This is a genomic window from Clostridium oceanicum, assembly GCF_039521385.1.
Taxonomy (GTDB): domain Bacteria; phylum Bacillota; class Clostridia; order Clostridiales; family Clostridiaceae; genus Clostridium_F; species Clostridium_F oceanicum.
Map to the genome: position 1 here is coordinate 247,954 of NZ_BAAACG010000001.1, position 12,659 is coordinate 260,612.

Below are 12,659 nucleotides of genomic sequence, written 5' to 3' on the forward strand. Positions count from 1 at the left end.
ATTTTAAATATAGGATTTATAAATCATAGCCTAGTTTTTTAGCTCTATAATAACAGGAGACTAAGGCAGCTACATCGTATCTGGCATCATGAAAATCTACATCATCGCATCCAAATAATCTTTTAGCACCTTTTAAAACAGTATTTTTATCTATCTTTAAAAAATCCATTGTTTCTTCTAATCTTGGCTTTTTTATTCTTCCACCTCTTCCTTTAGCTTGTACTATAGGTTTAAAATATTCCATAGTACAAAAGAACTTTTGTGGGTTCCAATTACAGTTAGATAACCTATCAAATTCTGCTTTAACAAATTTTTTATCAAATTTTACATTATGAGCTACAAACATGCTATCTTTTAAATCTTCTTTTACTTCTAAATATATATCTTTAAAAGTTTGTCCTTTAGATAATAGCTTTAATCTATCTACACTAAAACCATGAACAGCTTCTGCAGAAGGTTCTACGTAATCTGTATGTAAAAAGAAATTTTTACTAGAGCACACTCTTTCTCTTCCAGAAGTATCTATATCACATATACAGTATGTAAGTTGTATAATTTCTCCTGGATTTAATCCAGTAGTTTCTGTATCTATGAAAACTTTCTTCATAATTTAGTCCTCCTTATTTTGTATTATATGTTATATAAGTTATATTTTATTTAAAATAGTACATCATATAAATATACATATTTATTCTATCATTATATTATATTTTTCAATAATATGTCTATTGTAGATTTAAAATAGTGAAATCTATAGAATTTGATGAAATTTTTTGTAAATATTATATTAATGTGATATAATATAAATATTAACATTAATAATGTAAGTTAATATATTAGGAGGCCTATTAATGAAAACAGGAACAGTTAAGTGGTTTAATTCTGAAAAAGGATACGGATTTATCCAAGTTGAAGGAGAAAATGATGTATTCGTACATTATACAGCAATTCAAAGTGATGCTGCAAGAAAGAACCTTGAAGAGGGTGAAAAAGTACAGTTTGAAGTAGAAAAAGGACCTAAAGGACTTCAAGCAGTTAATGTTGTAAAAATGTAATAAACTTTGTATTATGTAAAATTTAAATATATTAAGAAATTTTACCACCTTCCAAAAGGTGGTTTTTTATGTAAGTAATTTCAGTTTTGAAATTTATAATAAAAGGGAGGCTATTCATAATGAAAAAAGTTTATAAAATGAAAAGAACTCTTTCAATAAAGAGTTTTATTTCACAGTTTGGTAAGAGTTTCTCTGAACATATGAAAGATAGACTATCAGATTTAGAAGTACGTTCTGTTTTAACAAGAAAAGATGTTAAAAATCAATTTGATTTAAAACATGTAGAGCATATTAAATATGATGAAACTACTGACAGTGGATCATCTTCAGAGAAAGAATATTCCTATGGACAATTCATAGTAGAAGATGAAGTCTTATATTTTTCAGAAAAATGTTTAGAAGACAAACAAGTAAAAGAATCACCAATAGTAGAAACTATATATAATAATTTAAGTGGTGATGATATGATTTCTCTAGAAGAACCTTTTGAATGCTGTGCAAAAAAAGTAGATGATAGCAATATAGATTACATTGTAGATACTATATTAACAGTATTTCCAGATGTATCACAAAAATATTTAGATATAGTAAAGGATATGACTTATAGAGCTAAAAATAAAAAGGATAATTATTTCTTTACTCATTAATTTAAATATAGTGTAGCTACTGTATAGTTAATATTAACATTAGTTCACATTAAAAATAACACCTATAATTTTATAGGTGTTATTTTTCGTTATTTATTTAATCTTTTTTTACATTTTATTAAGTAAGTCAGAAGCTTTTATTAAATCTCCTGTCATAGCATCTCTAAAGCTGTCACTCATATTAATTAACCAATTGTTATCTTTTTCATTTTTAGATAGCTTTATTTCTATTTCTTTTGAAATAGTTTTTACTTTAGGATCTTTAATATGTTTTATTAAAGCATTTGCAAAAATAGTTTCAGCATCATTTTTTTTATCATTGGAGCTATTCATTATAGTTGGTATAGCTTCTTTAATTGATATTTTTGTTAAAGCTACTGAATCTGGAGCAGTTACTTTAACTTTAGCTGTAGCGGTATCACCTTCTACTTTTGAAGATAAGATTTCACACTTAGCTTTTGATAAAAGTTCTAAAGTTGTATTATTTACATTATTTTTCTTAGTAAATTCATCTATAGAACCGGCATCTTTTAAATAAATTGAAGCAGTTTTAAGATCTTTTTTCTCCATTGCAGTAAAGAACGATTTTATACTTTCATCTGGTTTAGGATATGAAGAGCCACATCCTACAAAAGATAATGTTAATAAAAATAATAATGATATAATTGTAATATTTTTTAAGTGTTTCATTTTTATGTTTCATCCCCCATATAATGTATTTGTAAACAAATATATTATATACTGATATGCTTTTAAAGTAAAGTAAAAAGACATAATATGATGTTTTATGCAAAATAACATTGATATATAGAATTATATGAAATTTTTTGTAATTAAATGTTTAATATTATATAAGATAGAAGAAAATAAAGATGGTAAATTTCATAAATATTAATACCATTAAGATTAAAAAAATTAATTTGTTTTTTAATTGTATGATTTTTAGGAAGAGTAAGTGTATAAATTATACTATGTTTAAAAACATTTTCTTAATAATAAAATATAAAGTTATAATTTATTTCATGTATTTTAAATTTAAAGGAAAAAAGCTACTTTTTAAAGTAGCTTTTTTCCTTTAATAATTTATATTAGTTTTTATTTTCATTTGTTTTATTAAATTTGTCAATAGCCTTTCTTAAGTTTCCAGTAAGGGCATTTTCTAAATTTTCATCTTTTATGATTAACCAGTCGTTATTTTTTTTATTTTTAATTAAAGATATTTCAGTTTCATTAGAAGCAAGTTTTACTTTAGGATCGTTAATATGTTTTTTTATAGAATTAATTATGTCTTCATAATTTTCATCTATTAATGCTTTACTATCAAAGGATTTTTTTACAAGAGTAGGCATTAAATCGTACATAGCTTTAGTTACAATATCCATAGAGTCAGGAGTAGTTATTTTAACTTTAACTTTAGCTTTATCTCCTTCAGTAGTGGAGGATAAAATTTTATAGCTTAGTTTAGATAAAAAATCATTAGAGGCATCTATTAAATATTTATCTTTAGTATACTTTTTAAAATCATCTCCGTTTTTTACATATGTTAGTGATTTTTCAAAATCTTTATTTTGCATTGCAGTAAAAAAAGACTTAACAGTTTCTTCTGCTTTAGGATAAGATTGTTCTTTAGTAGATTCTTTGTTTTCTATTTTTTTAGGTGTGGATTTACATGCTGATAATGATAAAGATAGAATAAGAGTAACTATCATAAGTAAAATACTAAATTTCTTTTTAGAATGGTTCATTTAAATTCCTCCTAATTTACAAATATAGCTATATATTAATTATATAAACCCTTTATATATATGTAAAGAATCTTTGTAACATTATATAAATATCTTTTTATGTAAAAGGATCTTTAATTATAAATAGTATAAATAATTATTATTAAATTTATTAGTAATTTTACTACTAAATATTGATTTTTGCAAAGATATTTATTAAGGAGTTATTAAAGTTACATAAATATAATTATGTAATTAATATTAAATGTAAATTAAAATATAATTTAATTAAAAAGTTATATCCAATATTTAATTGAAAGAATTAAATAAAGTATTATATATGTAATATAGAATCTCTTTTTATTAAAATAAAAGGATAGCAAACTTTGCCATCCTTTTCTATATTTCTATATTCTAAATAATTTTAAATAATAAATAAATCCTAGTGTTAAGGGATATTTTATTTATATAAGTGTAGAGAGTAAATATAATACTAAATTTATTTTATATATAATATTATTATTTTGAATTTTTTTGATTATTAATTTTTTCAGCTAATTCATTTAAATATTCCCATCTTTCATAGAGAGTTTCTAAATTTTCTTCTAATTCTTTTTTCTTTTCTAATAGTTCTTCAAGTTTTAGGTAGTCGCTTCCAGATTCTGCGATTTGTTCTTCTATTTTTTCTACTTCACTTTCAGTTTGTGAAATTACTTCATCTATTTTTTCATATTCTAGCTTTTCTTTATAAGAAAATTTTAAAGAAGAAGTGTTTTTTCCAGTGTTTTTCTTTTTTTGTACAGTTTTATTTAAGTCTGATTTATTATTTGAACTTTTTAATTTCGTAGATTCATTATATTTATCAATATATTCAGTATAATTTCCAACATGAGTTTTTATAACTCCATTTCCTTTGAAAACTAATAATTTTTCACAAGTTTTATCAAGAAAATATCTATCATGAGATACTGAAATTACAGTTCCAGAAAAGTTTTCTATATAATCTTCAAGTATAGTTAATGTTTCTATATCAAGATCATTAGTAGGTTCGTCTAATATAAGTACATTTGGACTTTCCATAAGAATTTTTAGTAATTGAAGTCTTTTTCTTTCACCGCCGGATAGTTTGGATATAAATGTCCATTGCATTTCTTTGGTAAATAGAAATTGTTCTAACATAGAACTAGCACTTATAAGTTTATCATCTGCACTTTTTATGAATTCTGCTGTTTCTTTTATGTATTCAATTACTCTCATTGATTCATCTAATTCTTCATTTTCCTGAGAAAAATAGCCTATTTTAACTGTATCACCAATATTTACTTCACCAGAATCAGCTTTTATCTTTCCAATTATAATATTTAATAAGGTAGACTTACCAATACCATTAGATCCTATTATACCAATTCGATCATAGGGTGATATTATAAAATCAAAATTATTTAATATAATTTTATTTTTATAAGTTTTAACTAGGGAGTCTATTTCTATTACTTTTTTACCAAGTCTAGTGGAACCTGTTGAAATCTCCACTTTATCAGTTGAAAGATCTTTTTTAGAATTTTTTATATCTTCAAATCTTTTAATCCTAGCTTTTTGTTTTGTACTTCTAGCCTTACATCCTCTTTTTATCCATGCAAGTTCACGTCTAAAAAGATTTTTACGTTTACTTTCTTCAGATTTTTCTCTTTCTTCTCTTTCTGCTTTTTTTTCTAAAAAAATACTATAGTTACCTGTATAAGTGTATAAGTTACCTTTATGCAGTTCTATGGTTTTATTAGTTACTCTGTCTAAGAAGTATCTATCATGAGTAATCATTAATAGAGCTCCTTTTCTATTGTTTAAATATTCTTCAAGCCAGGAAACAGTTTCATTATCTATATGGTTTGTAGGTTCATCTAAAATTAATAGATTACAAGGCTTTATAAGAGCAGAACCTAAAGCTATTCTTTTTTTCTGTCCACCAGATAAGTTTCCTACTTTTTCATTAAAATTATTAATTCCAAGTTTAGTTAATATTATTTTAGCTTCATGTTCTAAGTTCCATATATCAAAAGTATCCATTTTTGTAGTAAGTTTTAATAATTTTTCTTGGAGCTTAGTATTTGTAGGATTTTCTTCTATAGATTTTAAAGTTGATTCATAATCTCTTAAAGTTTTCATAGTTTCTGAATTGCCTTTAAAAACTTGTTCTATAACTGTAGCATTGTTGTCAAATTTTGTGTTTTGAGATAAATAACTTAAAGATAAATCATTAGAAGTTATAATATTACCTTTATCAAAGCTTTCAATTCCAGCTACTATTTTTAGTAGGGTAGATTTTCCAGTACCATTTACACCAATTATACCTATTTTTTCAGAACTATCTATATTAAGATTAGCATCTTTTAATAAAATTTTTTCTCCATAAGTTTTACATATATTTTCAAGACAAATTAAATTCATATTGTTATAATTCCTTTCTGCAAATATTGTTAAGTTTAACTATTAATAAAAATTATATCATATTTTAAAAATTATTTATTATATATAGCAAAATTATATATTATCTAATGTATATTGAAATAAATAATTAGTTATAATAGTAGCTTTTTTAAATTATTCTTTTGTTCAAATCTATTTATAATTAAATATTAGTACAGTTTAAGTCAGCTCATTCTATAAAAATAATATGTGAATTATTTTTATAGTATAGTGAAAAAATAACGTAAACAGTATGTTTTGATTGAGATTATAGGGAATAAATGAAATTTTTCATTCAAAAATATAAAAACATGAATAAATATAATGAATATATAGACATTTGAAGAAAATCTATTATAAGTAGTAATAAAAGAGAAAGTAAATTATCAAATTATTAAATTTTACTATAGATAAGGTTATATGTAGTAATTATAGTCGGTTGATAATAATGGTAATAAGTGTTACCATGGCCTTGTAATTGGGAGGATAGTGTAATTCAAAGTTAATTTCATTTATACTGTTTTAAACAAAAATTAATATAAAAAGAGGTATGATTATGAATAAACTTAATATAACAGAGACAGTATTAAGGGATGGAAATCAGTCTCTTATTGCTACCAGACTAAAAATTGAAGATATGATGCCTATATTAGATGTAATGGATAAAGTTGGGTATAATTCTATGGAAGTATGGGGTGGAGCTACTTTTGATACTTGTCTTAGATATTTAAATGAAGATCCATGGGAGAGGCTTAGAAAGATCAGAAAAAAGGTGAAAAATACTAAGCTCCAAATGCTTTTAAGAGGTCAAAACATATTAGGCTATAAGCATTATCCAGATGATATAGTAGAGAAATTTATTAAAAAATCAGTTGAAAACGGTATAGATATAATCCGTACATTTGATGCTTTAAATGACCCTAGAAATTTAAAGACGTCAATTGATGCAATAAAAAAATCAGGAGCCCATTGTCAATGTGCTATTTCTTATACCACAAGTAAAATTCATAATATTGAATACTATACAAATTTAATAAAAGAGCTAGAAAAAATGGGAGCAGATTCTATATGCATAAAAGATATGGCAGGAATATTACTTCCAGACATAGCTTATAATTTAATATCTAAAGTAAAAGAAAAGATAAATATACCAATACAACTTCATACTCATTGTACTAGTGGAATAGCAGCTATGACCTATATGAAAGCAATAGAAGCAGGAGTAGATGTTGTAGACACAGCTATATCTCCATTCTCCGGAGGAACATCACAACCGCCAACAGAATCCTTAGCATTAGCAATGGAAAATACTAATAGACCTACAGGGTTAAACATCAGTTATTTAAGTGAAATAGCAGAATATTTTAAAGATATAAAGAAAAAATATATAAGTAGGGGGCTTTTAAATTCAAAAATTATGGAAGTTCAGCCTAAAACCTTAACTTATCAAGTACCAGGTGGAATGCTTTCTAATCTTTTGTCACAGCTTAAAACTCAAAATGCAGAAGATAAATTTGAAGAAGTTTTAAAAGAGATTCCAAGTGTACGAGAAGACTTAGGATATCCGCCACTTGTAACACCACTTAGTCAAATGGTAGGTACTCAGTCAGTATTTAATGTTTTAACTGGAGTGAGATATAAAGTGATTCCTAAGGAAATAAAAGATTATGTTAGAGGTCTTTATGGAAAGTCACCAGCTCCTATAGATGAAAATATAAGAGAAAAAATAATAGGAAAAGATAAAGTTATAACAGTTAGGCCAGCAGATTTAATTGAACCAGGTTTTGATAAAGCCAAAAAAGAGTGCGAAAGTTTTTGTAATAGTGAAGAAGATGTACTGTCTTATGTATTATTTCCAGTTGTAGCTAAAGCGTTTTTAGAAAAGAAAAATGTAGATTATAGGTGCATAGATGTAATAACTTAATTATAGCATATGAAATATTTTGTTATGCTAGTTAAAAAGGAGAAGAAATATATGTTTAATGACAATATAACTATTCTACAAGCTCTAAATATTAGTGGAATATGCATTATAATAGTTTTTTCTATATTAATATTTATTGCACTTGTATTAAATTGCTTTAAGTTTGTATTCAAAAAAGAGAGCACTAATAATGAATTTAATAATAATAGTTTTATAAGTGAAAATAATATTAATGAAAAACAAAGTACAAATGATAAAACTATAGATATTAAAAATTTAAAAGATGAAGAAGATATTGTTGCAGTAATTTCTGCAGTTGTAAAGGCGAGTAAAGATAAAGAGAATTCTAAGATTAGAGTTAAAAGCTTAAAAAGAATAAAATAGGTTAATCTTTATGTATCTGATTAAAAAGATTATATAGGAGAGGATTATATGGAAAAATATAAGATTAAATTAAATGAAAGAATATATGAAGTTGAAGTAGAAGAGGTTTTAGATGAGAATGAAGAATGTAGTACAACAAGTGACTTTGAAGAAGAAAAAGTAAGTAGTTCAAAAGTAAAAAATAATGTTGAAAAGAAACCAAAAGATAAAATAGAAAATGAGGAAACTATAAGTGCTCCTATGCCTGGAGATATAGTAGATGTAAAAGTAAGAGAAGGAGAAAAGATAAAAAAAGGCGAAGTTCTTATGATTTTAGAAGCTATGAAAATGGAAAATGAAATAGTATCTCCTACAGATGGAAATGTATCTAGAATTAATGTTAACAAAGGTGATTCTGTAAATTTAGGAGATAGACTTGTTTTAATACAATAGAATAGATTCAGGAGGAAGTAGCATGCTTGAAATACTAAATACTTTTTTTAAAAATTCAGGTTTTTCAGCTTTAACCTATAAACAAGTAATAATGATAGTAATATCTTGTATATTTTTATATTTAGCTATAAAGAAAAAGTACGAACCTTATTTACTATTACCAATAGCTTTTGGAATGCTTCTTGTTAATTTACCTTTAAATGGACTTATGGAAAAAAACGGATTACTTCATTATCTATATTATGGAGTAGATTTAGGAATTTATCCACCACTTATATTTTTATGCGTAGGTGCAAGTACTGATTTTGGTCCACTTATTGCTAATCCTAAAAGTTTGCTTTTAGGAGCGGCAGCACAATTTGGTATATTTTTCGCGTTTATAGGTGCAATTTTATTAGGATTTAAGGGACCAGCAGCAGCATCTATTGGAATAATAGGGGGAGCAGACGGACCAACAGCTATATATTTAACTTCAAAACTAGCACCAAAATTATTAGGACCAATAGCTCTAGCGGCTTATTCATATATGGCACTGGTTCCAATAATTCAACCACCAATAATAAGACTTTTAACTACAGAAAAAGAAAGAAAAATAAAAATGACACAATTAAGAGATGTTTCTAAGAAAGAAAAAATAATATTTCCAATTGTAGTTACAATACTTGTTATATTATTATTACCATCTTGTGCAGCTTTAATTGGAATGCTTATGCTTGGAAATTTAATAAAGGAATCCGGTGTAGTTCCAAGACTTACTGATACTGCTACTAATTCATTAATGTATATAATAACTATTTTACTTGGAATTACAGTAGGAGCTAAAGCAAATGCAGAAACATTTTTAACATTAAGTACTATAAAGATAGTTATATTAGGCTTATTGGCTTTCTCTTTTGGAACAACCTTTGGAGTTTTATTTGGTAGAATAATGTGTAAAGTTACAAAAGGTAAAATTAATCCTATAATAGGAGCAGCTGGAGTGTCAGCAGTCCCTATGGCAGCTAGAGTAGTACAAAAGGAAGGGCAAAGAGCTAATCCTTCAAACTTCTTATTAATGCATGCTATGGGTCCTAATGTAGCAGGAGTAATAGGATCTGCTGTAGTTGCAGGAATACTTTTAAATTTGTTTTAAATTAATAAAATAAAAACAAGTTATCACTTAATTTTAGTGATAACTTGTTTTTACTTTATGGGAAATAGTTAGATGTTAATTAATTGAATGTTATATACTTAAATGGTATAATATGCATATTATTTAATTGTATTAGAATAATATTAGCTTTAGTATTGAAGAGAAATATTTATGTCATTAAGATTCTTACATTTATCTGATATACATTTTAACTTTGAAAATTATGATAGTAAAAGAATTACAAAATTACTATTGAAGTATTTAAAAGAAAATTTTTGAATATTGGATATAGCATATTGAAATAAAAGTTTTATATGATATACAATTTATTTTGTTTGAAAAAGGTGATTTTTGAATACAGTAACATAAGAATTGAAATATTGGGGAGGACAATTTTATAATGAAAGAATTTATTTTGTGTTCTGATTGTTTTTTTGATCAAGGGTTAAAACTTGATTCTTTCTACTTAGGAGTAGATGATAATAATATTTGTCCAAATTGCAGGTCAAGAAAAGGGAAAAAATTAGATAAAAAGACATTGTTACAGCTTGTTGATCGTTTTTTTGTAAGGGGGACTATTATTAAACCTGAATATGGTGCTTATCCTATTATTCAATTTAATGAATATCAAAATACATCAATTAAAGTTTCTAATGGGTTGAAGAAGGATATAGAATTAATTGAAAAAATATTAAAAATAGGATTTTTTTATTATGGACCACGATTATGGATGACTGGAGAAATAGAGCCATTAAAATTGTTACAGAACAATTTAGAAAGAGAAGGTATTATTAAAAGAATTATTAAGGAATATCCTGATAAATTAATAAAAGCTGGAGAGATATTTTATCGTTTGAGAAAGAAACCTAACCAGCCTTCAAAATTTCATGAATATGATAGTCCTCCAGATAAGTCTTGTGGAAATGGTAGATTAGATTCAAAGGTATTACCAATATTATATGGGTCTAAGGATTTACAAGTATGTATTCATGAATGTAGAGTAACAATTGAAGATGAATTATATATAGCAACTCTTTCTCCGACAAGAAATCTTAAGTTATTAGATTTAACAGAATTATTAAATGAAGAAAGTACTGAGTTTGAAAGTTTAGATATGGCAATTCATATGTTATTTTTGGCAGGTAAGCACTCATATGAAATATCACGAGACATTGCTTTACATGTTTTTAGCGCTGGATATGATGGAATAATTTATCCTTCATATTTTAGTTTAGTGAGAACAGGGTCAAGACTTATAGAAACTGTATATGGTATTTCAATACGAAAACTTCCAGATGTAAAAAACTATGCAAAATCACAAACAATACAAAATATTGCATTGTTTGGAAGACCAATAAAAAATGGAGATGTTTCAGTAAAATGCATAAATCGATTAGTTTTAAATACAGTAAATTATGATGTTAATTTTGGTCCTGTAGAATACTAAAAATGACATATAATAATTGTTTAATGCTTATTTAGTATTTAAATATAGTTTAATCGTATAGTTTAGTAAACAAGAGTAAATATATTGATTATATATGTAGTATAAATAATTATAATAAAAGGTGGTAATCTTAATGAAGAGCACCCCATTAAGTAGACAGAGTTAAAAAGACTGTTGTAAAATCTACTTAGTGGGGTGATTTTATGTCTAAAAAAACTAAAACATACTCTTTAGAAACTAAATTAAAAGCTGTGAAAATGTATTTAGAGGATGGTATTGGAAGTACTACAATTGTCAAAGAGCTACAGTTATCTGATGAAAACCGTGTGTTACTATGGGTTAAAAGATTTCGGGAATTTGGAGAAGAGGGACTCAAAGAACAACGTGGAAAGTATAAAGGGGCTAATAAGGGAAGCCCAAGAAAACAAGAGTTAACCCTTGAGCAAGAGAATGAAAAACTTAGAGCTGAGGTTGAATATCTAAAAAAATTGCTGCAAATAGGAAGGTTGTGATAAAAACCAAAGATAAGTATAAAATCATACTACAGTTGACACAGACTTATTCAGTTAAATTACTTTGTGAAATTTCTCAGGTATCAAGAAGTGGATACTATAAGTGGATTAGCCGAAAGGCTTTGCCTAATAAAGATTATTAAATTGAAGCAAAAATACTAAATGTCTATACTAAATCTAAAAAAGTTTATGGATATAGATGTATTAAAATCGCCCTTAAACGGACTTTTGGACTTAATGTGAATCATAAGAAAGTTATAAGATTAATGAAAAAACTTAATATAAAATCAGTTATTAGAAGAAAGAAATTTAAATATATTAATCCCCTAAATTTATTAGATCAAGGAAAAATTGAACAAAACTTGATCAATAGAGACTTTAAAGCAGCCACAGTCAACGAAAAATGGGTTACAGATATAACATATTTATATTATGGTCCTACTCGTAAGATGATGTATTTATCAGCACTTATGGACCTCTATAATAACGAAATTATTTCTTATAAATTAGATATGGTTTTTGTTGAAGAAACTCTTTATGAAGCTTTTAAGAGAAATAAAAAAGTATAACTTAAGCAATTTAATCATTCACAGTTACCAAGGCTGTCATTATAAATTACACATATACAAAAAAATTCTACAAGAAAATGATATTATACAAAGTATGTCTAGAAAAGGAAATTGTTATGATAATGCTTGTATTGAAAATTTTTTCGGTCATTTAAAATGTGAATTAGTTTATCAAACTTATTTTCATACAAAAGAAGATTTAATCAATGCAATAGAAGTATACATTTATTGGTGTAACAATGAAAGATTTCAACATAAATTAAATAACCGCACACCAATTGAATTTAGGTGTACGGCTTAGTAAAAGACAGCTTTTTTTATAATGTCTACTTAATTGGGTTCAGTTCATAAGGTTTACCACCTTTTATTA

Annotated in this window: 14 protein-coding genes; 10 read left to right on the top strand and 4 right to left on the bottom strand. The window is 25.6% G+C overall.

Annotated features, from left to right (window positions below):
- Nucleotides 1–16 precede the first annotated feature (16 nt).
- Nucleotides 17–607 carry a 3'-5' exonuclease gene (locus ABDZ71_RS01135; RefSeq protein ID WP_343757987.1) on the bottom strand — a complete coding sequence of 197 codons (591 nt, stop codon included), beginning with the start codon at nt 605–607 and terminating at the stop codon, nt 17–19.
- A 244-nt stretch (nt 608–851) separates the two neighbouring features.
- Here ABDZ71_RS01135 and ABDZ71_RS01140 point away from each other — a divergent pair, with 244 nt between their 5' ends.
- Together ABDZ71_RS01140 and ABDZ71_RS01145 are read left to right on the top strand one after the other, a co-directional pair.
- Entirely contained in the window at nt 852–1,055 is a 204-nt protein-coding gene (locus ABDZ71_RS01140; RefSeq protein ID WP_343757989.1) for a cold-shock protein, read from the top strand.
- Between the two features lie 119 nt (nt 1,056–1,174).
- On the top strand, nt 1,175–1,702 hold the full coding sequence (locus tag ABDZ71_RS01145) for a hypothetical protein (RefSeq protein ID WP_343757991.1): 528 nt from the start codon (nt 1,175–1,177) through the stop codon (nt 1,700–1,702).
- Nucleotides 1,703–1,810: 108 nt separating this feature from the next.
- On the opposite strand, the gene ABDZ71_RS01150 is transcribed toward ABDZ71_RS01145, so the two are convergent.
- The 3 genes from ABDZ71_RS01150 to ABDZ71_RS01160 all read right to left on the bottom strand — a co-directional run bounded on the left by ABDZ71_RS01150 (nt 1,811) and on the right by ABDZ71_RS01160 (nt 5,871).
- The gene (locus ABDZ71_RS01150) at nt 1,811–2,392 is read right to left on the bottom strand and encodes a hypothetical protein (RefSeq protein ID WP_343757994.1); all 582 of its coding nucleotides are present in this window, start codon (nt 2,390–2,392) and stop codon (nt 1,811–1,813) included.
- Between the two features lie 398 nt (nt 2,393–2,790).
- Nucleotides 2,791–3,447: a hypothetical protein gene (locus ABDZ71_RS01155; RefSeq protein WP_343757997.1), complete on the bottom strand. Its 657-nt coding sequence runs from the start codon at nt 3,445–3,447 to the stop codon at nt 2,791–2,793.
- A gap of 498 nt (nt 3,448–3,945) precedes the next feature.
- Nucleotides 3,946–5,871: an ABC-F family ATP-binding cassette domain-containing protein gene (locus ABDZ71_RS01160; protein ID WP_343757999.1), complete on the bottom strand. Its 1,926-nt coding sequence runs from the start codon at nt 5,869–5,871 to the stop codon at nt 3,946–3,948.
- 574 nt (nt 5,872–6,445) lie between these two features.
- On the opposite strand from ABDZ71_RS01160, the gene ABDZ71_RS01165 reads away from it, so the two are divergent.
- The 8 genes from ABDZ71_RS01165 (at nt 6,446) to ABDZ71_RS01200 (ending at nt 12,590) form a co-directional block, all read left to right on the top strand.
- The gene (locus ABDZ71_RS01165) at nt 6,446–7,813 is read left to right on the top strand and encodes an oxaloacetate decarboxylase subunit alpha (RefSeq protein WP_343758001.1); all 1,368 of its coding nucleotides are present in this window, start codon (nt 6,446–6,448) and stop codon (nt 7,811–7,813) included.
- 51 nt (nt 7,814–7,864) lie between these two features.
- A complete protein-coding gene (locus tag ABDZ71_RS01170; RefSeq protein WP_343758003.1) occupies nt 7,865–8,197 on the top strand; it encodes an OadG family protein in 333 nt (110 codons plus the stop codon).
- Between the two features lie 48 nt (nt 8,198–8,245).
- Nucleotides 8,246–8,629, top strand: coding sequence for a biotin/lipoyl-containing protein (locus ABDZ71_RS01175; RefSeq protein ID WP_343758004.1), 384 nt, complete (start codon nt 8,246–8,248; stop codon nt 8,627–8,629).
- Nucleotides 8,630–8,651: 22 nt separating this feature from the next.
- Entirely contained in the window at nt 8,652–9,761 is a 1,110-nt protein-coding gene (locus ABDZ71_RS01180) for a sodium ion-translocating decarboxylase subunit beta (RefSeq protein ID WP_343758006.1), read from the top strand.
- Between the two features lie 400 nt (nt 9,762–10,161).
- A complete protein-coding gene (locus tag ABDZ71_RS01185) occupies nt 10,162–11,208 on the top strand; it encodes an RES family NAD+ phosphorylase (protein WP_343758008.1) in 1,047 nt (348 codons plus the stop codon).
- A 203-nt stretch (nt 11,209–11,411) separates the two neighbouring features.
- Nucleotides 11,412–11,720: a helix-turn-helix domain-containing protein gene (locus tag ABDZ71_RS01190; protein ID WP_343758011.1), complete on the top strand. Its 309-nt coding sequence runs from the start codon at nt 11,412–11,414 to the stop codon at nt 11,718–11,720.
- 155 nt (nt 11,721–11,875) lie between these two features.
- Nucleotides 11,876–12,289: an IS3 family transposase gene (locus tag ABDZ71_RS01195; RefSeq protein WP_343758239.1), complete on the top strand. Its 414-nt coding sequence runs from the start codon at nt 11,876–11,878 to the stop codon at nt 12,287–12,289.
- A complete protein-coding gene (locus tag ABDZ71_RS01200; RefSeq protein ID WP_343758013.1) occupies nt 12,258–12,590 on the top strand; it encodes an IS3 family transposase in 333 nt (110 codons plus the stop codon). Before ABDZ71_RS01195 ends, ABDZ71_RS01200 begins: the two co-directional genes overlap by 32 nt.
- Nucleotides 12,591–12,659: the final 69 nt, after the last annotated feature.

Bases quoted from the DNA above. Each gene is read 5' to 3' on its own strand.
- ABDZ71_RS01135 (WP_343757987.1), bottom strand. From the start codon at position 607: ATGAAGAAAGTTTTCATAGATACAGAAACTACTGGATTAAATCCAGGA.
- ABDZ71_RS01140 (WP_343757989.1), top strand. From the start codon at position 852: ATGAAAACAGGAACAGTTAAGTGGTTTAATTCTGAAAAAGGATACGGA.
- ABDZ71_RS01145 (WP_343757991.1), top strand. From the start codon at position 1,175: ATGAAAAAAGTTTATAAAATGAAAAGAACTCTTTCAATAAAGAGTTTT.
- ABDZ71_RS01150 (WP_343757994.1), bottom strand. From the start codon at position 2,392: ATGAAACACTTAAAAAATATTACAATTATATCATTATTATTTTTATTA.
- ABDZ71_RS01155 (WP_343757997.1), bottom strand. From the start codon at position 3,447: ATGAACCATTCTAAAAAGAAATTTAGTATTTTACTTATGATAGTTACT.
- ABDZ71_RS01160 (WP_343757999.1), bottom strand. From the start codon at position 5,871: ATGAATTTAATTTGTCTTGAAAATATATGTAAAACTTATGGAGAAAAA.
- ABDZ71_RS01165 (WP_343758001.1), top strand. From the start codon at position 6,446: ATGAATAAACTTAATATAACAGAGACAGTATTAAGGGATGGAAATCAG.
- ABDZ71_RS01170 (WP_343758003.1), top strand. From the start codon at position 7,865: ATGTTTAATGACAATATAACTATTCTACAAGCTCTAAATATTAGTGGA.
- ABDZ71_RS01175 (WP_343758004.1), top strand. From the start codon at position 8,246: ATGGAAAAATATAAGATTAAATTAAATGAAAGAATATATGAAGTTGAA.
- ABDZ71_RS01180 (WP_343758006.1), top strand. From the start codon at position 8,652: ATGCTTGAAATACTAAATACTTTTTTTAAAAATTCAGGTTTTTCAGCT.
- ABDZ71_RS01185 (WP_343758008.1), top strand. From the start codon at position 10,162: ATGAAAGAATTTATTTTGTGTTCTGATTGTTTTTTTGATCAAGGGTTA.
- ABDZ71_RS01190 (WP_343758011.1), top strand. From the start codon at position 11,412: ATGTCTAAAAAAACTAAAACATACTCTTTAGAAACTAAATTAAAAGCT.
- ABDZ71_RS01200 (WP_343758013.1), top strand. From the start codon at position 12,258: ATGAAGCTTTTAAGAGAAATAAAAAAGTATAACTTAAGCAATTTAATC.